We start from the raw sequence: 21,764 nt of genomic DNA on the forward strand, positions 1-21,764 counted from the left end.
GATTTTAAAATGAGTTTAGCAAATGATTACTTTCTACTATATCACGGTATTACCTTTGAACAGAATTTAGATGTAGAGCAAATTGAAGCTACAATTGATGAAGATACTTTTACAATTTTTGCATTAATTGTTAGTGCTACAAGAAAAAATTTTGATAAGTATTTGCCACTTACTTCATTTAAAACTTTATGCCAACAATTAAACGTAAAAAGTCCTTCAAATAATAATGAACTAAATCACTTACAACATAATATTGTTGAAGCTATATTATCAAATAAATCAAAACAAAATATTTCAGTTTTACACTCATCTTTTGAATATTTAAAAAATGAAAATATTATTAATAATGAAAACTATAATAAACTAATCTCTTTATTTGACTACAAAGAATTAGACTTAATTGAAGAAAGTAATAATTTTGATAACAATATAAATAAACATGATGGTAAAAAATCTTCATTTAAAGAACTTAAATCAAAAATCGAAGACTTACTTAAAGAATTAAGAAATGATTTATCAAATAGTGAAATATTAAATGAATTAGAAGGAACACAAAGTTATTTAGATAATCAAAAGTTCTCAATCGGAATTACAGGTGTTATGAATGCTGGTAAATCTACAATGCTAAATGCACTAATGGGAAGAGAAATTCTAGGGAGTGCAGTTGTTCCTGAAACTGCGAATTTAACAATAGTAAAACACAATTCTACAGATAACGCAAAAGTTTTTTACTGGAATACTCAAGAATGGGAAAGAATTGTAAAGTCAGCTGAACAACTTGAATCTATGAAAGATTTTGTAAATGAAACTAATAGAATCTTTGGTGACGAATTAAAAAATTATATAAGACCTATTTCAAGATTTGATGAAATTAATATTAATGATTTATCATCTTACACATCAGCAGAGGCAAGTGGAAAAAAATGTAACTTAGTTAAATATGTTGAATTAGGTTCTAAACTAGATTTCTTAAGTGATGGAATTGAAATTGTTGATACTCCAGGTCTTGATGACCCTGTTATTCAAAGAGAAGAAATTACAAAAGAGTATATATCTGCTTGTGATATGATGTTACACCTTATGAATGTATCTCAAAGTGCTACATTAAAAGATGTTGAGTTTATTATTGATGCCCTACTTTACCAAAATATCTCTAAACTTTTAGTTGTTATTACAAGGGCTGATACAGTTTCCAAAGAGCAGCTTGAAGAAGTAATTAACTATACTAAATCTTCAATAGAAAGACAATTAAAAGCACAAAATAAAGATTCTAAACTTGATTATATTTTAAAAACTATTAAGTTTATTCCAATTTCTGGGAAAATGGCACTATTACATAGAACAGGAAGAGAACAAGAAGCAATTGATGCTGGATATGCTATTGAAGATACTGGTATTTTAGAAATTGAACAATATTTAAATGAAACACTTTTTGGTTCAAATTCACAAAAAGGTGAATTAGTAATTCAATCTTCTAAAAATCAATTACAAAGAATTATAGAAAAACAAAACTCTTTTTATAATTATGAATTAAAACTTTTATCAAAATCAAAAGATGAATTAGAAAAAGAACTTCTTGATTTTAATAAAAGAAAAGCAGTTAATACTAGAATTTTTCAAGCAATGAGTGAAGATATTAATTATTATAAAAATGATGCAAAAGAATATATAAATTCACTTGAGACATTTTTACAAAGTGAATTAATAGAGCTTCAAAATGTTATAAAACAAAGAGTTGTGGGTGATGTTAGATATTCTTTTGAAAAAATTAAAAAAAGGCCTGAAAATTCAAGAATTAGGGTTATTGTTGAAACTGCTATAAAAGATGGAATTATTGATGTAATTAGAGATTATAGATATAAATTTATCAAAAAATCACAAACTATTGGTGAACAGTGTGAACAAAAATATCATGATCTAGGTTTTACAATAGGACATAAGAATGAAAACTTTGATGCAAGAGGATTTTTCCAAGATGATTTTAAAGCTGGTTTCTTAACATCAAATAATGAAGTTTTGATAACACAAGTTGTAAATGCTGTTTCAAAATCTAAAGAAAATAAAATGAATGAATTAGATAGAGAAATAGAACTTCTAATTAGAAATCAATTCTCATCTATTGAAGAAGATATAAAAATAAAAGCAAAAAAAGTAAGTGGCTTACTAATTGAATCCTTCTTTACAACATTAAATGCTCCACTTAAAACATTTGAACAAAAACTAAAAAATGATGAACAAGTTTTACAAAATCAAATAAACTCATTTGAAGAGAATGATAAAAATAAATCTCAGTTATCTATTGATATTCATAAAAATATTAAAAAACTAGAAACTATGTCAATGACAATAAAAGGATTAAACTAATGAGTGCAAATTTAAATATCCTAAAAAGTTTTGTAAATGAGTATAAAGACAGTTATTCAATAAAAGAAGTTGTATATGAAGAGGGGCTAGTAGGAGACATTAAAAAAATCCAAACTAAACTATTAAATGAAAAATTCTTCCCTTCAAATCAACTTGTAAGTATTTTAAATAAGCAAATTAGACGTGCCAGATATCCTATGGAAGTTGCAATCACAGGACAGTTTTCTTCAGGAAAGTCTACTTTTTTAAATGCTCTACTTTCAAGAAATATTTTACCAACGGGTATTACACCTGTTACATCAAAAGTAAATTTTATTAATTATGGAGAAGAATATAAACTAAAAATTACTTATTATTCAGGTGCTCAAGAATATGCTCCTATTGAAGCAATAGCTGATTTTACAGATCAAAGACAGAATGAAATGAAAGATATAAAATATCTTACACTTTATGCACCAATGGATATTTTAAAAGATATCTCATTTGTTGATACTCCAGGTCTTAATTCACAATCTCAAAGTGATACAGAAACTACTAGAAAAGTATTAAGAGATGTTGGTGGAATTATTTGGTTAACACTTATCGATAATGCAGGAAAACTTTCAGAAGCTGAAGTTTTAGAAGAGTATATGCAACACTTTAAAAATAAATCATTATGTGTATTAAATCAAAAAGATAAACTAACTCCTGAGCAAGTAAATACAACTACAAATTATGTAAGTGATAAATTTGGAAAATATTTTGCAAAAGTAGTTCCTATATCTGCTAGAATGGCACTTGAATCAAGAGCACATCAAAAAGATATTTTAATACATGATGAATATACAAAAGTTGTTAATGAGTTTAAAAAAGAGCTACTAGAAAAAGATGTGGATGATTTAAACTTCTTTGAAAACAACTTCAAAGAATATAAAAATAAAATACATGCTATTCAAGATTCTGATGCAACTACAAATACCAATCTTTTAAAAGAATCAAATATTCAAGAAGTTATTGATTTTATCAACACAACAATAAGACCACAAGCAGCAGAAGCAAAAGAGTTTGCTATTAAAAAAGATTTAAAAAGTATTTGTGATATTTTAATAAAAGAGTATGAAACTATTACAAAAATTTATGATGTTTTAGTTGATGTTTTAAAAGATTGTGAAGCAAAAGTACTTGAACATTTTGAAAATATATATAAAAGATACTCAAAAGAACTATTTAATATTTATAATTCACTTGAAGCTATTATGGAAAAAATTGCCCATGAAACATATAAAAATATTAAGAAAAAAACATCTAATAGATTTGAAGAATCAAAAACTTTCTTAGGTGGAAAAATTGAGAAGTTTGAATATGAAACTTTCTGGATTGATTCTGATTCAATTTATAAAAGTCTTTTCTATGATGATCAAACTGTGGATAAAATGTTTAAAAGATCTATTAAGCTTCTTAAAAATATTGAACTTGATACAGATGAATCATTTAGAGATGTATATAAACTTATTAAAAATGAAGTTAATAAATGGCAAGAACCTTATGAATTAATTAGAAAACACAGAGAAATAGCTTCTGATTTAGAGTTTTCAAATACAAGACATTTTGCTGCTAAAGTTTATGAAAATGTTTTAAACGCATATCAAGCAGCTATTTTAGAAAATATTTCTGCACTTAGAAAAAAGTTTGCTTATTTTAATGGTGCACTATCATATTCGTATATTCAAACTACACAAGCAACAATTGCACATTTTGAGCAACAAATTTTTGAATCAGAAGAGTTATATAAAAAAGAACCATCAAGATTTTCTGTTTCTCATCCAAGAGAAGATGAAATTGTTGCAAAATTGAAAGCAAATTTTGGATTTGAAAAAATTGAAGATTTTTTAACATCAAAAAGAAATTATTTATTTAAAATTGTTAAATATTCAAAAGAACAATATTTAGAAATAAATGAAGACAGAATCAAATTTGTAGAGTCTAAAAAAGAACAATATTTAGAAAAAATTAAAGATTTAGAAAAAATTAAAGAAGAGATTTAAAACTCTTCTTTAATTAAGACTTTTTAAGAAAACAAGTCAATAAAACTATTTTAACGCCGTTTACTCTTCCTTCGATTTGTTCAGGATTTTCTGTAAGTGAAATATTTCTTACAGCTGTTCCTCTTTTTGCTGTAAATCCAGCGCCTTTTACTTCTAAATCTTTGATGATAGTTACTGTATCACCTGCATTTAGAGTAACTCCATTTGAATCTTTATGAACAATTGAACTATCAATTGCCGAAGTCCCAGCATCAGCCCAAGCTTTTACTTCATCTTCCATATACATCATATCAAGTGCATCTTGGTTTCCTATTTTTTTAAGCATTCTATATGAAGCTACTTGAACAGCAGGAACTGTGCTCCACATAGAATCATTTAGACAAAACCAATGATTTGCATCTATTTTTGATTCATCTTCGAATTGTTCTTTACAAGTTGAACATAATAATATTGATTGTTCAGCACTTCCATCACTTGGTGAAACTTCATATACACTTAAATCATTTGTTGATTTACAAAGCTCACATGAAGACTCACTTCTATTCATTAACTCTTGTTCTAGACTCATAATTACCTCTTTTGAAAAAAATAAGTGTGTATTATATCACAATAGGTTATAATTCTTTATGAAATATTTAAGCCACTATCCAAAAGATTTACAAGATAAAATTCAAGTTTTAATAAACAATGATAAATTATCTTCATATATAAAAAACAAATATCCAAATGCTCATTCATACACAAATGATAAAGCTTTATACTCTTATGTTATGGATTATAAAAATGAGTATTTCAAAAAACATCAAGTATCCAAAGTCATGTATGATGGAAAAATAAATGTAATAAACAATGCACTAGGAATGCACTCAATTGTCTCAAGAGTTCAAGGTGGAAAATTAAAAGCAAAAAATGAAATAAGAGTTGCATCTGTATTTAAAAATATGCCTGAAGAGTTCTTACAAATGATTGTAGTACATGAATTAGCTCATTTCAAAGAAAAAGACCATGACAAAGCTTTTTATAATTTATGCACTTTTATAATGCCTACGTATCATCAAATTGAATTTGATTTAAGAGTTTATTTAATGCATATTGATTTAAAAGGAAAACTTTATTAAGTTTTAAAATAATTACAATGCTTTTTTGTTGCGACTTTTAAGTGCTAGAATTTATTAGCAAAATTTAGGAGTAAATAAATGAGTAAATTTTTATATATAACAGACCAAGATGAATATACAGATCACAGTTTTATAGGGCCTTTATTCCAAAAATATTTAAATAGACATTTTGAAATAAATACTATTTTTTTCTCTAAATCTAAATATGATATTGAACTAAAAGATGATGGAAGAATTATAATTCCAGAAAAATTTTCTTCTACTGTTTTAGAAGAACTTGAAAATAAAGGTATAAATATAAATGATTATGCTTTTGTAGTTGTACGAAATAATACAACACTTTTAAAAGATGTTATTAAAAAAAAGAAAAAATATAATTATAAAGTAGGATTTAGATTATCTTTTCCAAAAAGAATAGCAAAACTCCAAACAGATGAAGCCAATCACAAAAAAAGTTTTTTTGATGTAATAAACAATAAAATACAAACATTTAGTGAAATATCTTTAATAAATGAATGTGATATTTTCCTTCCTACTTCATTTCAAATGAAAAATGATTATTTCAAAGATGTAAAAGTTCGAACTTTTGTAATTCCATCTGCAATTGATCCTGATTTATTACATGATAATATCCAACATGAAGGTGAAGAAAAAAGATTTTTCTATGCAGGAACTTTAGATAAATTAAGAGAATTTGAAACAGTATTAGAAGCATTTAGTACAATTGATAGTAATAAATACAAACTAATGATTTCAACAAAAGATCCTGAATATTTAAATGATATGTTATCAGTTTTCCCCAATTTACAAAATAACATTGAAATTTGTGATGCTAAAAATAGAGAAAATTTATTAAAACTTATTGCTCTTTGTGATGTAGGATTATCAGTTTTACCAGATATTGCATTATTTAATAGCTCCACACCTATAAAAGTATTAGATTATTATTCAAGTGCTGTACCTTGTATCATGAGTGGGAATGAAAACAATGCATCTATCTTTGAAGATAATAATAGTGCTTGGTTTAGTGATTTTACAAAAGAAGCTATTAAAGAAAAACTTGAATATATAATTTCACTTTCAAAAGATGAAGTAACACAAGTTGGAGTTAATGGTCAAAAAAGATTATTAGCAGTTAGAAATTACGAAAGAATTGCTGCTGATTTAGCACATCAATTAAATATATTATAAGAAGAATTTTCTTCTTATAATATAATCTTTGACTCAAATCATAAATTAATTTTAATCTTTTTGTTAAGATAAACCTTATTTTAAATTAAAGTTAAGCCATGAAAACATTTTTCAAACAATTCAAAAAAGTAAACTCGGAGCCTTTAGAGAAATCAAATATTATTTGGTCTTGGATTGGCTCATTTTTAGGAATATTAGCTATTTCATATTTTCATAGTGATTTTCTTGAAGATAAAGATTTAACTTTAGTAATTGGCTCTTTTGGAGCAAGCGCAGTCTTAGTTTATGGAGCTGTAAATTCACCCCTTGCACAACCTAGAAATCTTATTGGTGGGCATATATTATCAGCAATAGTTGGTGTTGTTTCATTTAAACTGTTTTCTTCAAACATATTATTAGCTTCAGCATTTGCCGTAGCGACTTCAATACTAATTATGCAGTTAACTCTAACTTTACATCCTCCAGGGGGAGCTACTGCACTTATTGCTGTAATTGGAAGTAATCAAATTCATGAATTAGGTTTTTTATATGTTTTTGTCCCTGTTACTTCAGGAGCTTTTATATTATTAATTATTGCTATAATTGTAAATAATATTCCAAAACATAGATATTATCCTGAGTCTTTAAAAGATTATAATAAAAAATGGTTTAGCGACGAATAGCCATAAATAGGTACTTTAGTAAAATAGGATAATTTCTATCCTATATTGATATAAATCAAGACAAAAATTATCCTATTTATATATACTTCCTTTACAAATTACAAAAAAAGGATTTTAATATGAAAAAAATATTCACAATAAGCCTATTAACAATGGCACTATTTACTGTAGCAAATGCTGATAATAAATTTGCAAACCTAACAGAAGATTATCTAACAACAAAAGCCTCATTAAATGTTAGAACAACCCTTGCAAAAGATCCACAAACCGCTACAAACGTTTTAAAAGTTTTAGCAAATGATAGTAATGATATGGTAAGAGAATACGCAAAAAATAACTTGAAATAATTTAATATCATTTATTCAATGGAATACTTTTTGTATTTATAATTTTAATAATAACAGAAAGGATTTATAATGTTAGGTTATTTAAAAAAAGTTTTATCTGAAATTCTAGTTTCTAAATCAAAAAGTATTTACTCTATCAATAAACATAACTTCAAAAACTAAATATTAGAAAGATCTGAAAAGATTTTTCTAATATTCTCTTCTTAAACTTTTATTTTTTTAAACAGTAGAGTTTTTCTACTGTACTTCCTTATCCCAAGAAATAATTGCCCAATATACAAACTCTTCATCTATTATTTTATTTTTATCTAAATTATTATAATAATTTTCGAGGGATTTTATTTCATTGGTACTTAAATCACCAATACTCCAAGAAACTGATTCTATAAACTTTTCTTTGGAACTATAAATAGTACCTCTTCCTTCACTTTGCACAAAATTTACACTTGCTCTTATTCCCATTGAGTACAAAATATTTACTAAATAAATATAATCTGGCTTTTTGATAATATCTCTTTTTAGAACTTCTAAAATCTCATTTGAGACAAAAGAACCACCTACTTTATATGAGAGAACTACTTTTTTATTTGCTTTATCATTTAGTTTTATAAGTGCTTCTTTCATATCTTTTACTTCCATAGAACGGGAAGCTATTACTAAATCTGCCTTTGGAACCTCATCCCATGGGTCATACCAAGATGTATTTATTATTTTTATATTTGATATATTTTTCTTTTTTGCATTTTCTTCAAGTATTTCAAGCATTTTTGGTGAATAATCCAAACTATAAACCTGGCTTAATTTTGCTGCTAATCTCAAAGATAAATTTCCAACACCACAACCAACGTCTAATAAGCTATTAATTTCATTTAAATCAAGAAGTTTTAAAAACTGCTCATTATAAATAGATTTATGAACTTTTTCATTCATCGAAGGCGCTTTTTTATCCCAAGATTCTTTGGCTTTTGCTTTAAAAGTAGATTTTTCTTTTTGTTCCACATATAGTTTATTAAAATCTATATCATCAAAATTTTGATATTGCATTATGATTCCTTTGATAAATATTCATATAAATAAAGCTTTTGTCTTAACTCTTTTAAAGAATCAAGTTTTAATCCCTGTTCTATCCAAAATTTAATCTCTTGAGATATTTCAAGAGGTTTTAATAGAGTTTCTTTTTCTTCTTTTGAAATCTTTTCGTGTTCACCTAAAACTGAAATATGCCCTAAAACAGAAGTTAAACCCAAATCTCTTATTTGTGCTATTTGCTCAAGAGTTTTCCCTTCTTGTACCAAGTCAAAAGTTTCTAGATATGTTTTTGTCAGTTTCTTTAAAGGAGCCCTATTTTCTAATTTCTCACTAAACTCTAATTTAATCTCTTTTGCTAGATCTAAAAAGGCTTCTCCATACTTTTCATATTTTACAAGCCCTACTCCATTTATATCTAACATCTCATCTTTTGTTGTTGGAAGTTTTGAAGCAAACTCTTTTAAGCTTTTATCTCCAAATATCACATAAGCTGGAACTTCATGTTCTAATGCTATTTCTCTTCTTAATGTTCTAAATCTTTCATAAATTAACTCATCAAAACTAAGTTCAATTTCTTCTTCTTGAATTTTTTGAGCAATTCCTAGTTTATCACTATCAAGGAAAAGTTTTTCATTTCCTTTTAGTATTTCCATTCCTAAAGTATTTAGTTTTAAAACTCTAAATTCACCTAAAAATACAGCTTGAATATCTATTAGTTTATCAGCTATTGCCATCCATTCATTTTTACTTTTATCAACACCTAAACCATAAACTTTTAACTTATCATGTTCAAACTCTAAAATTTTCTGATTTTTAGAAGCTCTTAAAATATCTATTATATAATTTGTTCCAAATCTTTGCTCAGATCTATAAACAGCAGATAAAAACTTTTGTGCATCAATACTTACATCTACTAGTTCAACTTCACCTTTAGTGCAGTTATCACATAAGGTTTTGCAATCATCTATCTCATCTTCAAAATAATTTGCTATTATTTTATGACGACAATTATTTGATACACAGTATCTATACATGGCTTCAAGTTTATCAAGACCTGTTTGTTTATATGAGTTATCTATGGCTTCTTCTATTTGTACTTTTCTTTTTACCTCATCAGATTTTGAATAAAGTAAATATACATAAGACATTTCACCATCACGTCCAGCTCGCCCTATTTCTTGATAGTAGTTTTCTATTGTTTTAGGTAAAGATGTATGTATAACAAACCTAATATTTGATTTATCAATTCCCATACCAAAAGCAATGGTAGCAACTACTATATCAATTTTTTCATATATAAAAGCATCGTAAACTTCATCTTTTACTTTAGGATTAAGTCCCGCATGATAAGCTTTTGAGCTATAACCATTTTCACTTAAAAATTGTGCTGTTGATTCTGCTTCTTTTCTTGTAAAAGTATAAATAATTCCGCATAAACCTTTATGAGTTTTTAAAAAATTTAAAATTTGAGTTTTACCATTTGCAATTCGTGGTTCAACTTTTATATCAATATTATCTCTTATGGTTTTTGCTCTAAAATGTTTTGCATTTTGTAGATTTAGATTTGAAGTAATATCTGCTTCAACTTTTTTTGTAGCAGTTGCAGTAAAGGCACAAATAGCACTATTTGGAAAGAATCTTTTTAACTTATCAAGATTTCTATACTCAGCTCTAAATTCATGACCCCAAGCAGATACACAGTGAGCTTCATCTATTACAAAATAGTTTATATTTATTCGCTGTAAAACACCAACAAACTCATTTGAGGTAAATCTCTCAGGAGCTACATAGATAAATTTTAAGTCACCATTTAAAAGCTTTTGCATAGTAAAGCTATTCTCATCATTACTTTGTGATGAACTTATCATCTCAGCACTTATATTCAAATCATTCAAAGCTTTTATCTGGTCTTGCATAAGTGCAATAAGCGGAGAGATTACAACAGTAGTTCCGTCCATAAGAAGTGTTGGAAGTTGATAACAAAGTGATTTTCCACCACCCGTTGGTAGAATCGTTAGTACATCTTGTTTGTTAAGAATACAATCAACAACCTCTTCTTGGAAGCTTCTAAATTTATCGTGTCCGAAAGTATCTTTTAGTATTTGGTATTTTTTATTCATTTGAGATGGTAACATAGTTTGAATAAGGGGTGAATGAATAATTGTAAAACAGGTGGAATAATACAAATATGAACTTATGAGCGCCATATTTTTTCAAATGAAGAAGCAGTTTATATGCTTCGAAGAGCTGCGGATGAATTGGTTTCCTTCACTTATTGTTTTATCTTTTCTGTCTTGCCTGCGTTTACACTCTCTTTGAGAAAAGAGAAACAAGGCTTACTTTTTTGAGACCAAAAAGTAAGAAAAAGCGGAAACTTTCAAGTTTTCAAGAGAGATTCTTCTATTTCTCAAAATCTTTGTTTTAATAACAATGCAAAAGTAATTATATGAATAAAAAAAACTCGTAGTAAATATTGAGGGTGTAAAAAATACCCTCAGATAAAATTATTGTCTTTGTTTCGTTTGATGAGCTAAAAACTCTTCTTTACTGATATTTCCATCTTTGTTAGTATCAATCTCTGAAAATGATGGAGCCTTAGCTTGATTTTTCATAGGCATTTCAGATTCTACTTTTTGCTCTATTCTTTTTGCTCTTAAATCATTAAACTCTTTTTCACTTACAAATCCATCTTTATTTCTATCGTAAGTTGAAAACTCAATTGGACCTCGATTTGGTAAATCTTGTGCAATAAGCGCACTTCCTAAAAGTGATAAAGAACCTGCAACTACTAAACTTAAGTTGATTATTTTTACTATATTTTTCATAATCTCGTCCTCCTTGTTTTTGTAATTTAGTATACTCTTTATTTAATTGAAAAGTTAAATTAATTAAAAAAATTATTACTTAATTATTTCTTTGATACTAACAATCTTTGCAAAAATACTTCCAAGTGCTGACATAAAAGAGTCATGTACCTCCCTTGCATTAAGTTTTTTATTTAAAAAAACTAGATCTTTTGTAGTACAAGCATCATGGGCAATAGTACAATCAAACCCTAAATCAAAAGCTGCTCTTACGGTTGAATCTATACACATATGACTCATCATTCCACAGATTACTAATTCTTTTATATTTTGTTTTTCTAGTTCACTCTCTAGGTTTGTTTCTAAAAAACTATTTGGAAAGTTTTTTTCTATAATGATTTCATTTTCAAGTGGTTTTACATTTTCATGTATTTGTACACCTTTTGTATTTGGCAGAAAAAATGTTGCACCTTTTCTTATATTTATATGTTGTATATGAAATATTGGTATATCTTTTTTTCTAAAATATTCTAAAACTTCTTTTGCTTTTAAACTTGCTTCCATTGGATTTACCAACTCACAAGCTCCACCTTGGAAATAATCATTTTGAATATCGATTATTATCAATGCTTTACTCATTTTTTCTCCTTTTTATTTATAAGTGTTATTCCAATTAGTACAGTTACGATTCCAACTATTACATTCCATTGCATAGTTTCACCTAATAAAAAATATGAAACAATTGCAGCACTTACGGGTACTAGATAAAAAATAGAAGAAACTTTTGAAACCTCTCCATTTTTTATCATAATATACAACAAAGATAAAGCTCCGATGCTTACTCCAACCGACATATACAATAAAGCAATTATAAAATCTGTATTCCAAATTATTTGAATATCTTCAAAAAATAAAAATGGAACAACTAAAATAGTTGAACTTAAAGTTTGTATTGCACCACCTGAGTATAAGTTCATACCAGTACAATATTTCTTTTGATACAAACTTCCAAAACTAAGTCCCAAAAGTCCAACTATTGACCAAAAAATTCCCACAATCGAATCATATGAAGTATCTAATTTAGAAATAACCACAAATTCAACTCCAATAAAACCCATAATTAAGCCCAACCAAATTCTTTTATTAATCTCTTCATTTAGAAATTTTAGTGCTAAAAAAGTTACAACAATTGGTTGTAAAGCAATAATCAAGGCATTTAATGCCCCTGAAACTCCATAGGAAATTGATAAAAAAACACCTATGGAAAATGTTCCAACAGTCAAACTTCCAGCAAAAGCTATTTGAAAAAACTCTTTTTTGCTCTTAGGTATTGGCACTTTTAAAACATATGCAATAATTAGTAAAATCCAAAAAGCTATAAAAAACCTTATACCTAAAAATGCCATTGGTGAAGAGTTTTGTAATCCATACTGCGTGAAAATAAATCCACTTCCATATAAAAATATAAAAGCAAATGGCAAAATTGATTTTTGTATATACCAACTCATGATATTTTGCTTTTTATATATCTATGCTCTTGAGTTAAACCTTCAAATCCCCAAGAATCTGCTTCAACTTCATCAATAACAATATAACTTGCAGGATTTATATCTTTTAATAATTTATTAAAATCTTCATAACACTTTTTTATATAGTTTGCTTTTTGCTCTTTTGTATTTGTTCCTTTAGTGATTTTTATATCCAAATAAAATGTTGTGGAATTTTTTCCACCAATACTCCAACTTTTTTGAGAAACAAACTCAACTAATACAGAAGTTACATCTGCTTTCTTATTTAATATATTTGTAGTATTTTCCAATACAATAGCAACAACTTTTTCTCTTAATTCATCACTCTCTTTTGCATTTAGTTTTACATTTATATAAGGCATTTTAAGCTCCTTTATTTTTGTTGACTATTTAGTCAAATAAAACTATAACACAATCTTGACTTGTTAGTCAAGATTAAAAAAGATTTTTGATTTATTTAAGTGAGTTAATAAATAGTTCTAATTGAGAGATACAAGTTTGAAAGCAATTACCATCTTGAGATTTTTTTGCAGTTCCTAAACAACCTTCAATAGAAGCAACCACATACATAGATAGAGCTTTTGAATCATTGTGTTTTATTTCACCTTTTTGTATAGCTTTATTTAAAACTTCTTCGATGATATTTTCAAATCTTAAATACACTTTTTCCAAGGCAATTTTAAAATCATTATCAACAGGTGATAACTCTTGCATAAGATTATTTAGTTTGCAACCACAAGTAAAATCAAAATTGTTTCTATTTTTTATTAGTTTTAGTATTTCATCACAAATATTTTCTTCATATTTTAATAAAACTCCATATTTGTCTTCTATATATGAATTTATTTTTTCATTTACAACAGCTAATCCTAACTCTTTTTTTGATTTAAAAAAATGATACATTGAGCCTTTATTCATAGAAGCTTGTTTTAATATTTTATCAATAGATGTTGCACTATATCCATTATGATATATTTCATTAAATGCAACATCAAGTAATTTTTCTCTTGGATTATTCATATTTACCTTTCTATGAGCCATTGACTACTTCAAAATAACTCTAACTTTATTCAAACTTTTTATTTCAGAAAAATCATTTATCAAAGCTGCTAATTGAATTACATCACTATTTTTCATTCTAATACAACCTGCTGATTCATTTGAGCCTAATGTTTTTTCACTTAGAGTTCCGTGTATTCTATATGTACTTTTACCATCAACAATATGTGTTAGATTTATTTTTGCAGCTCCCATATAGTTATATTTATGGCCAGGAGGAACTACTGAAGGAAGATTTATTCCCCTTTTTCTAAAACTTTTTAAAGTATCTTGCGTCGGATACCAAATAGGATTTAATGATATTTTAGAAATTCTTCCTTCGCCAAAAGGTCTTTTAACATCCTTTTTTGCAGTTGATACCACATACTCTTTTATATGTTTTAACTCATTGTTTATTTTTGCATTTACTGTCATTACATTTGTTAAGGGATCTACTTCTATAACTAATTCTTCATAATTTAAAATTGTAGGCTCATCTTCACTATTATTCATCACAACTTCTACAATCTCTTTTTTTAGTTTTTCTTCTTTCTTTTCTATTACTTTTGCTTTTTCAATTATTTGATTTGTAACTAATACTTCTTTTTTTGGAATAATTTCTTCTTTTCTTACTTCTTTTATTGGTTCTACTGTTTGTTTACTTATTTGAATTTCAGCTTGTTTTGCATCATCTGCTTTATCAAATTCTTCCATACTTATTAATTTAAGTTCTTCAAGTTTTTTTGACTCTTCATCTTTTACAGAAGTAGTATTATTTTCATAATAATCATCTGATAATTTTTGACCTTCATCAAAAGGATAAGAGGATACTAATTCAAGTTGCTCAACACTAGGAATTCTTGATACTAATTGGATTTTTTCTTGCTTTTGTTCTTTTATTTGCTTTTTTTGTTCTTGAATATTTTGTTCTTTTTCTTTCATTATAAAGACCTCTTGAACTCTTTGTTTTTTAGGTGCTTCACTTAAATCAATAAATGTTTTCTTTTTAGAATAAAGGTCAACTATTTCTTCAGAAATTTCTTTTACGTAAGGCTTTTGTTGTTTAACATAAGTTGATGCTTTACTTATTTTTAATCTTGCTTCATCTTTATTATCAAAGATATCTAAGTATGTATAATATTTCTCATCTTTATCTTTTACTATAAAGACTTTTCCATCCATATTATCAAAAATACTCTTTTTACAAATAAGCGCATTTTCTAAACTCAAAGTCATACAAACTGAAATCGTATACTTTTGTGCTGCAAAAGTTGATACTGAACTTCCTAAAACCACTAACAAGGCTATAAACATTTTTATCATAATTTAATTCATTCTCTTCCATAATATATTGTTATTTTATCTTTTAATTCTTTAAGCTGGTAAAATCTTTTGTAATATTTTAAATAATATTCAAAATTTTATATGTAAAAATGATAAATATGCTAAACTTCCATTTAAAATTACCTAACATTATAAGGAATATTTATGTTAACTGATGACGATTTTATTGATTTAAATTCAAGATTTTATACGACTTGTAAACCTATGTCGAGAATATTTACTTTATTAACAATACCAAGTGCACTTTTTGCAATAATAGTATTGTGTTATTTTGGATTTTTCCCTTTAAAAGTTGAAATTCATAGTGTTGTACTTATAGGATTTATATATTTAATCTATCTATTTTTTGTAAGACATAATGCGTATTATGTTTCTTGTAAATTTAAAACACAATATGAAGAATTATTTTTCAATTTAAAAAATTATATCAATGAAAATTTATTAACAATTGGAAATACAACAAAAGCAAATGGAAGTTCTGATGACTTCTTAAAAGATTATGCATCAAATATTAGAAATACAAACTTCTCTTCAATAGCATCTGGAATTTTCCCAACTCTAGGAATTTTGGGAACTTTTATATCAATTGCATTTTCTATGCCTGATTTTAACTCTGGAACTTCAAATGCTTTAGAAAAAGAGATTACAGTTCTTTTAGGTGGTGTTGGAACTGCCTTTTATGTTTCTATTTATGGTATCTTTTTATCTATTTGGTGGACTTTTTTTGAAAAATTTGGAATGAGTAGATTTGAACATGATACTTTTATTATTAAAGAAAATACAAAAACATTTTTCTGGACAAAAGTTGATATTGAATCAATTCATATTAAAAGTAATCTAGACAACTATGCGAAGATGACTGATGTATTTGAAAAATTAACTTCTTCTAATATGATGGAAAATATTAATTCTTTAATTGAAAAAAGAGTTGAACTACTTGAAGATATTCTAAAAAAAGAGTTATTACTTTCTACTAAAATTAGTGAAAATATTGATAACAATGAAAGTTTATCTATTATGTTAAGAGATGTTACATTAAATATGAATACAACTGTAAAAAGCTTTGAAAAACAAAAAGATTTATATGCTTTAAATACAGAAATGCTAAACAACAATGTTCAAATATTAAATTCTCATTTACATAATTTAAGTTCTGATAATCTAAAAGCTATTTATACAAATATTGTAAAAAGTATAGAAACTATGAAATCAGATATGGAAAAAATTGAGTGGAAATTTAAAAAAGAGCTTGATGATTATGATGTTAAAATTACAGATAAATTAAATAATTCTTTAGAATCAATTGATGAGCAAACAACAAAAATTATAGAAGATTTAACTGAATTCAAAAATTTATCAAAGTAGTAACTAATGTATAATAACGAACAAAAAAATGAAGAGAATTTTTGGATATCTTATGCTGATTTAATGGCAGGACTTCTTTTTGTATTTATTTTAGTAATTGGAGCTATTGTAATAAAATACCTTTATACTCAAAATAATTTAGAAAGAGAAAAACAAGCTTTAAATCTAAGTCAAGAAGAAATACTAAATAAAAATAGTGCTTTGAAAAAAATCGAAGATGAAAAAGCAAGACTATTTTATGAATTAGCACAAGCTAGAAATATTTATGAAGAGACTAAAAAAGAACTTAATACAGCAAATAATTCACTTGATGAAAAAGCAAAAAGTATTAGTCTAAATTTAGCAGAAATTGAAAAATTAAAAGCTTTGCTATTAGAATTTGATTTAAAAACAAAAGAACAAAATGAAACAAATGAGAGATTATCTGCTGAAATTTTAAATAGACAAAATATCATAAGTTTAAAAGATGAAGAGTTAGCACTACTTGCTGATAAGCTTTTAGTTCAAACACAAATTCATCAAAAAATGGTTGAAGAGTTTGATATTACAAAAGTTAAAATCAAAAACTTAACTGGTATAAAACTAAATGTTATTGCAAAACTAAGAGAAAAACTTGGGAAGTCTATAAATATAGATGAAAAAAGTGGAGCTATAAAATTTTCTTCAAATATCTTATTTGACCAAAACGAGTATAAATTAAAAGAAGAATCAAAAAAAGAGTTAAGTATAGTTCTAAAAAAATATTTAAACACATTAGTTGGTGATAAAGAAATGAGAAAATTCATTGAAAGTATTACTATAGAAGGTCATACAAATAGTGATGGTACATATTTAAGTAACTTAGCTTTATCTCAACAAAGAGCATTAGCAGTAATGCAGTTTTTATATGACTCAAATATCATTGATAAAGATCTTTTAAGCACTTATGTAAACTCAAGTGGAAGATCTTCATCTGATTTAATTTTAGATAAAGATGGAATTGAAGACAAGGATGCTTCAAGAAGAATTGAAATTAAATTTGCAATTAAAAATGAGGAAGCTGTAAAAGAACTTCAGAATTTTTTAGGTAAAGAGAAATGAAAAAAAGTATTTATCAACCAAAAAAACTAGAAGCACTATCCCAAGAGATAAGAAATAAAATCGAAAAAAAGAAACTTTCTTTTTTTCGAAGAATTATAAATTTTTTTCTTAAGAAATAAAATCTTCTATATTTTTAGCCACTAAAGAAATAAGTTTAGTTCTAGCCTCTATTGAAGCCCAACCTATATGTGGTGTTAATAAAAGTTGTTCTTTATTTTTTACTTTTAAAAGTGGATTTGACTCTTTTATTGGCTCAACAGATACAACATCAATACCGCAGTAAATCTCTTTTTCATCTATAATTTTTGCTAAATCAGCTTCATTTATAATTCCACCTCGTCCTAAATTTAATAAAATAGCACCATCTTTTATAGTTTTCATATTTTCATAATTTAATAAATCTTTTGTATCTTCATTTAAAGGACAATGAATTGAGATAATATCGCTTGTTTTTAATAACTCATCTAGTTCCACTCTTTTATATTCACTATTAGAGTTTTTACCAGATGTTGAATAATAAACAACTTCACATCCAAATGCACTCGCTTTTTTAGCAAAGTTTCTTCCAATATCACCTAAACCAATAACTCCTACTCTTTTACCATCTAGTTCAAAGAAAGGAGCATCAATATGAGTGAAAAGCTCTGATTTCTGCCAATTTCCTTTATCAACATAGTTTTTGTAGTAATTTAACTTTGTAACAAAATGAAAAATCATAGAAAAGGCAACTTGTGCAACAGATGAACTTGAATATCCAGCTACATTTTTAACTGGTATATTTTTTTCTTTTGCATAAACTAAATCCACATTATTTGTTCCAGTTGCAGTTATACAAATAAGTTTCATCTTTGAATTATCCATATGCTCTTTTGTTATTAATACTTTATTTGTAATTACAATATCAGCATCTTTTACTCTTTCTAGCGTTTCATTTTCTTTTGTTAAATCATATGAAATCACTTCTCCAAACTTATTAAAAACACTTACATCTACATCATTTCCTAATGATCTTCTATCTAATATTACTAGTTTCATTTTATGCCTTTATATTTTACTTTTAATTTAGTATATGAATTTTTTTATTTTTTAATCTTGACTACATAGTCAAACTTGTGATTTTTTTGCTGTACCTAGACAGCCTTCAATAGAAGCTACTATATACATAGATAAAGTTTTTGTATTATCATGTTTTATTTCACCTTTTAATACAGCAAGAGTAAGCTCTTTTTTTGATTTAAAAAAATGATACATAGAGCCTTTGTTCTTTGAAGCTTTTTTGAGAATTTTATCTATAGAAGTTCCATTATAACCATTATGATAAATTTCATCAAAGGCAACTTCTAATAGTTTTTCTCTTGGATTATTCATAAAATTAATCTTTCTTAACCCAAACTTTGAATTTCCAAGCTGGAGATTTTATTTTTCCATGTTCAAGTATTGCATCATAAGATTTTTCTTCTGATAAATCCCAAGTTGAAAAATCAATAGGATTTAAAAACGCATCAGCAACACCCTCAAAATCTACTTCTGATAAATACAACTTATCAACATAGGGAAAAAGTGTTTCATATATATTTGCACCACCAATTATAAATAATTCTTCTTCAGCACTTGCTCTTGCAAAATTAAAAGCTTCTTGAATATCATTAAAAGTATGAACACCTTCATGTTTAAAACCTTTGTTTGATAAAACAAGTGAAGTTCTATTTGGAAGTGGTTTTCCGATGCTTTCAAATGTTTTTCTTCCCATTAAAATATGATGTCCACTAGTTATTGTTTTAAAGTTTTTAAAATCTTCACTTATATGCCATAACATTTCATTGTTTAAACCAATTTCCCAGTTTTTACCATAAGCTACTATCATTGAAATTTTCATATTATTTCCTTATACAGCCATAACAGCTTTAATAGATTCATCACATACATAATCAATTAATTCAAAATCACTCATTTTAAAATCATTAATGTCTTTAATATTAGGATTTATTTTCATAGTAGGTTTTTTGTATGGTGTTCGGCTTAATTGAAGATTTACTTGATCCATATGATTTGAGTAAATATGTGCATCTCCAAAAGTGTGTACAAAATCTCCCACTTCCAAATCACAAACTTGTGCAATCATCATTGTTAAAAGGGCATAAGATGCAATATTAAAAGGAACACCTAAAAATACATCTGCACTTCTTTGATATAGCTGACAAGATAGTTTTCCATTTACAACATAAAACTGGAAAAAAGTATGACATGGAGGTAAAGCCATATTTTCTATTTCTGCTACATTCCATGCATTTAAAATAATTCTTCTAGAATCTGGATTTGTTTTTATTTGATTTATAACATCTGCTAATTGGTCATAAGATTTTCCACCTTCACCTTTCCAAGATCTCCATTGTGCTCCATATACAGGACCTAATTCTTTTATTGTATCTGTATTTGTATAACCTAATGCTTTTCCTTGAGCATCTGCATTTGCAGTCCAAACTGTATTTTTACCAATTAAATTTGATGCATTTTCTGAATAGTGAATTTCAGCCAATCTTCTTTCATCTGTACTACCTTCAATAAACCATAAAAGCTCGCTTATAATACCTTTTAAGAAAGTTTTTTTTGTTGTAACAAGTGGGAATCCTTCACTTAAATCAAATCTCATTTGATATCCAAATACAGATCTTGTTCCTGTACCTGTTCTATCTTCTTTTGTAATTCCATTATCTAGTATGTGCTGTAATAAATCTAAATATTGTTTCAACTGTTTTCCTTCACATTTTTTATTTTAAGATTCTAACATCTTATAACTTTTTATATCTTTTAGTTTCTTCTTTGACCTGATTTAGGACTACTTACTTCTTTTTGTAAATCAATACTTAGGTTATTGTAAAAAAGTTCTCCATAATCAGTTTGCCTATTTATTGTTTCATATGCTTGTCTTATATCATTTCCATATTTTAGTGCTTCTTGTAATATTTTTATGATTTTTACTGACTCTAAAAAGTTCACATGTGAAGGTGCTTCTATTGGTGAAGAGTAATATTTATGCATTCTTTCAACTAAAGATTTATTTCGTATTTCTATAAATACAGATTCAATTGGTGATTTAAAGAAAAGTACTTTTTGCTTTACATTTATAGATATATATGTAGTTTCCATTCCATATATTTTTCTTGAAAAAGAATCAAACAAGAAGAGTTTTTTATTATAGTTATTATTAAACAGTTCATATATCAATTCTAAAATTTTTAGTTTCTCTTCTTTTGTATAAAAGTTTCCAATGCTTGCAAAACAAAAAGTTAATATTGATTTTATTGAATACCATTCTGTTGTATCATAATCATATCTTAACATTTGATCGATTCTACTTTGTTTTAATTCTTCAATATCATTACTTGTCGTAGTCTTGTACACTTTTTGTACAGCAGAATCCCTATACATAGGTCCTGGAAACTGTGCTTGGATTACAAATCTTCTATTTTGTTCCTGTTCCATTATGTATTTTAATCGTCCATAATAGTCTTCATCTATAATTCTTACTTCTTTTTGAGGTATTTGAGTAATTGATTTTAAAAACTCTTCTCCATTACAGCCCTCTTCCCAAATATAATCAGGATATCTAAATGTTTGACAAATTTTATCTTTGATATCTTTATTTGGTTCAATATCTGTTATCTTATCAATCCACGATGTAACCGTACGTCTATCTTTATTTATTAAAGATGCAAATTTTGATATACTCAAATTTGATCTTTTAAAAATCTCTATAAATTTTTCAATTGAATTTTTATAATTCATGGTAACACTCCATTATAAGTTTTTTATTATTGTACCATTTTTTACAAAATAATCAAATATTGTACAATTTAGCTAAATCTACA

22 protein-coding genes are annotated in these 21,764 nt (G+C 26.4%); 8 read left to right on the top strand and 14 right to left on the bottom strand.

Going from position 1 to position 21,764, the window contains the following annotated elements; translation table 11 throughout:
• Positions 1-9: 9 nt before the first annotated feature.
• Together ABVS04_RS12385 and ABVS04_RS12390 are read left to right on the top strand one after the other, a co-directional pair.
• Positions 10-2,364, top strand: coding sequence for a dynamin family protein (locus ABVS04_RS12385; RefSeq protein ID WP_368031049.1), 2,355 nt, complete (start codon positions 10-12; stop codon positions 2,362-2,364).
• A complete protein-coding gene (locus tag ABVS04_RS12390; protein ID WP_368031050.1) occupies positions 2,364-4,388 on the top strand; it encodes a dynamin family protein in 2,025 nt (674 codons plus the stop codon). Before ABVS04_RS12385 ends, ABVS04_RS12390 begins: the two co-directional genes overlap by 1 nt.
• Positions 4,389-4,401: 13 nt before the next feature.
• On the opposite strand, the gene ABVS04_RS12395 is transcribed toward ABVS04_RS12390, so the two are convergent.
• A complete protein-coding gene (locus ABVS04_RS12395; RefSeq protein ID WP_368031051.1) occupies positions 4,402-4,956 on the bottom strand; it encodes a PhnA domain-containing protein in 555 nt (184 codons plus the stop codon).
• 58 nt (positions 4,957-5,014) lie between these two features.
• Between ABVS04_RS12395 and ABVS04_RS12400 the strand changes: the two genes are divergently transcribed.
• From ABVS04_RS12400 to ABVS04_RS12415, 4 genes are all read left to right on the top strand, one after another.
• Positions 5,015-5,506 (top strand): YgjP-like metallopeptidase domain-containing protein, encoded by a 492-nt coding sequence (locus ABVS04_RS12400; protein ID WP_368031052.1) that lies wholly within the window; start codon positions 5,015-5,017, stop codon positions 5,504-5,506.
• Positions 5,507-5,584: 78 nt separating this feature from the next.
• Entirely contained in the window at positions 5,585-6,697 is a 1,113-nt protein-coding gene (locus ABVS04_RS12405; protein ID WP_368031053.1) for a glycosyltransferase, read from the top strand.
• A 98-nt stretch (positions 6,698-6,795) separates the two neighbouring features.
• Positions 6,796-7,359 (top strand): HPP family protein, encoded by a 564-nt coding sequence (locus tag ABVS04_RS12410; protein WP_368031054.1) that lies wholly within the window; start codon positions 6,796-6,798, stop codon positions 7,357-7,359.
• Positions 7,360-7,478: 119 nt separating this feature from the next.
• Positions 7,479-7,706, top strand: a complete 228-nt coding sequence (locus ABVS04_RS12415; RefSeq protein ID WP_368031056.1) for a hypothetical protein — start codon at positions 7,479-7,481, stop codon at positions 7,704-7,706.
• Positions 7,707-7,943: 237 nt separating this feature from the next.
• Here ABVS04_RS12415 and ABVS04_RS12420 read toward each other — a convergent pair whose 3' ends face one another.
• The 8 genes from ABVS04_RS12420 to ABVS04_RS12455 form a co-directional block, all read right to left on the bottom strand.
• Complete coding sequence (locus ABVS04_RS12420; RefSeq protein WP_368031057.1) at positions 7,944-8,750, bottom strand: class I SAM-dependent methyltransferase; 807 nt, start codon at positions 8,748-8,750, stop codon at positions 7,944-7,946.
• Complete coding sequence (gene recQ, locus ABVS04_RS12425) at positions 8,750-10,855, bottom strand: DNA helicase RecQ (RefSeq protein WP_368031058.1); 2,106 nt, start codon at positions 10,853-10,855, stop codon at positions 8,750-8,752. Before recQ ends, ABVS04_RS12420 begins: the two co-directional genes overlap by 1 nt.
• 384 nt (positions 10,856-11,239) lie before the next feature.
• Positions 11,240-11,560, bottom strand: a complete 321-nt coding sequence (locus tag ABVS04_RS12430; protein WP_368031059.1) for an EF-hand domain-containing protein — start codon at positions 11,558-11,560, stop codon at positions 11,240-11,242.
• Between the two features lie 75 nt (positions 11,561-11,635).
• Positions 11,636-12,178: a cysteine hydrolase family protein gene (locus ABVS04_RS12435; RefSeq protein ID WP_368031060.1), complete on the bottom strand. Its 543-nt coding sequence runs from the start codon at positions 12,176-12,178 to the stop codon at positions 11,636-11,638.
• A complete protein-coding gene (locus tag ABVS04_RS12440) occupies positions 12,175-13,047 on the bottom strand; it encodes a DMT family transporter (RefSeq protein ID WP_368031061.1) in 873 nt (290 codons plus the stop codon). Before ABVS04_RS12440 ends, ABVS04_RS12435 begins: the two co-directional genes overlap by 4 nt.
• Positions 13,044-13,430 (bottom strand): 4-oxalocrotonate tautomerase family protein, encoded by a 387-nt coding sequence (locus ABVS04_RS12445; RefSeq protein ID WP_368031062.1) that lies wholly within the window; start codon positions 13,428-13,430, stop codon positions 13,044-13,046. The genes ABVS04_RS12440 and ABVS04_RS12445 overlap by 4 nt, the downstream gene beginning before the upstream one ends.
• Before the next feature lie 91 nt (positions 13,431-13,521).
• Positions 13,522-14,109, bottom strand: a complete 588-nt coding sequence (locus ABVS04_RS12450; protein ID WP_368031063.1) for a TetR/AcrR family transcriptional regulator — start codon at positions 14,107-14,109, stop codon at positions 13,522-13,524.
• Positions 14,110-14,112: 3 nt separating this feature from the next.
• Positions 14,113-15,429, bottom strand: a complete 1,317-nt coding sequence (locus tag ABVS04_RS12455; protein WP_368031064.1) for a L,D-transpeptidase — start codon at positions 15,427-15,429, stop codon at positions 14,113-14,115.
• Between the two features lie 165 nt (positions 15,430-15,594).
• On the opposite strand from ABVS04_RS12455, the gene ABVS04_RS12460 reads away from it, so the two are divergent.
• Complete coding sequence (locus ABVS04_RS12460) at positions 15,595-16,815, top strand: MotA/TolQ/ExbB proton channel family protein (protein WP_368031065.1); 1,221 nt, start codon at positions 15,595-15,597, stop codon at positions 16,813-16,815.
• Positions 16,816-16,821: 6 nt separating this feature from the next.
• Positions 16,822-17,895 (top strand): OmpA family protein, encoded by a 1,074-nt coding sequence (locus ABVS04_RS12465; protein ID WP_368031066.1) that lies wholly within the window; start codon positions 16,822-16,824, stop codon positions 17,893-17,895.
• A gap of 108 nt (positions 17,896-18,003) precedes the next feature.
• Here the strand turns inward: ABVS04_RS12465 and ABVS04_RS12470 are convergent, their stop codons facing one another.
• The 5 genes from ABVS04_RS12470 to ABVS04_RS12490 all read right to left on the bottom strand — a co-directional run bounded on the left by ABVS04_RS12470 (position 18,004) and on the right by ABVS04_RS12490 (position 21,681).
• On the bottom strand, positions 18,004-18,930 hold the full coding sequence (locus ABVS04_RS12470) for a D-2-hydroxyacid dehydrogenase (protein WP_368031067.1): 927 nt from the start codon (positions 18,928-18,930) through the stop codon (positions 18,004-18,006).
• A gap of 69 nt (positions 18,931-18,999) precedes the next feature.
• Positions 19,000-19,263 carry a TetR/AcrR family transcriptional regulator gene (locus ABVS04_RS12475; protein ID WP_368031068.1) on the bottom strand — a complete coding sequence of 88 codons (264 nt, stop codon included), beginning with the start codon at positions 19,261-19,263 and terminating at the stop codon, positions 19,000-19,002.
• 4 nt (positions 19,264-19,267) lie between these two features.
• Positions 19,268-19,771, bottom strand: coding sequence for a dihydrofolate reductase (locus ABVS04_RS12480; RefSeq protein ID WP_368031069.1), 504 nt, complete (start codon positions 19,769-19,771; stop codon positions 19,268-19,270).
• Between the two features lie 9 nt (positions 19,772-19,780).
• Complete coding sequence (locus ABVS04_RS12485; RefSeq protein WP_368031070.1) at positions 19,781-20,644, bottom strand: thymidylate synthase; 864 nt, start codon at positions 20,642-20,644, stop codon at positions 19,781-19,783.
• Positions 20,645-20,703: 59 nt separating this feature from the next.
• Positions 20,704-21,681, bottom strand: coding sequence for a hypothetical protein (locus tag ABVS04_RS12490; protein WP_368031071.1), 978 nt, complete (start codon positions 21,679-21,681; stop codon positions 20,704-20,706).
• Positions 21,682-21,764: the final 83 nt, after the last annotated feature.

The sequence above is a fragment of the Arcobacter sp. s6 genome (assembly GCF_040884245.1).
Classification (GTDB): domain Bacteria; phylum Campylobacterota; class Campylobacteria; order Campylobacterales; family Arcobacteraceae; genus Aliarcobacter.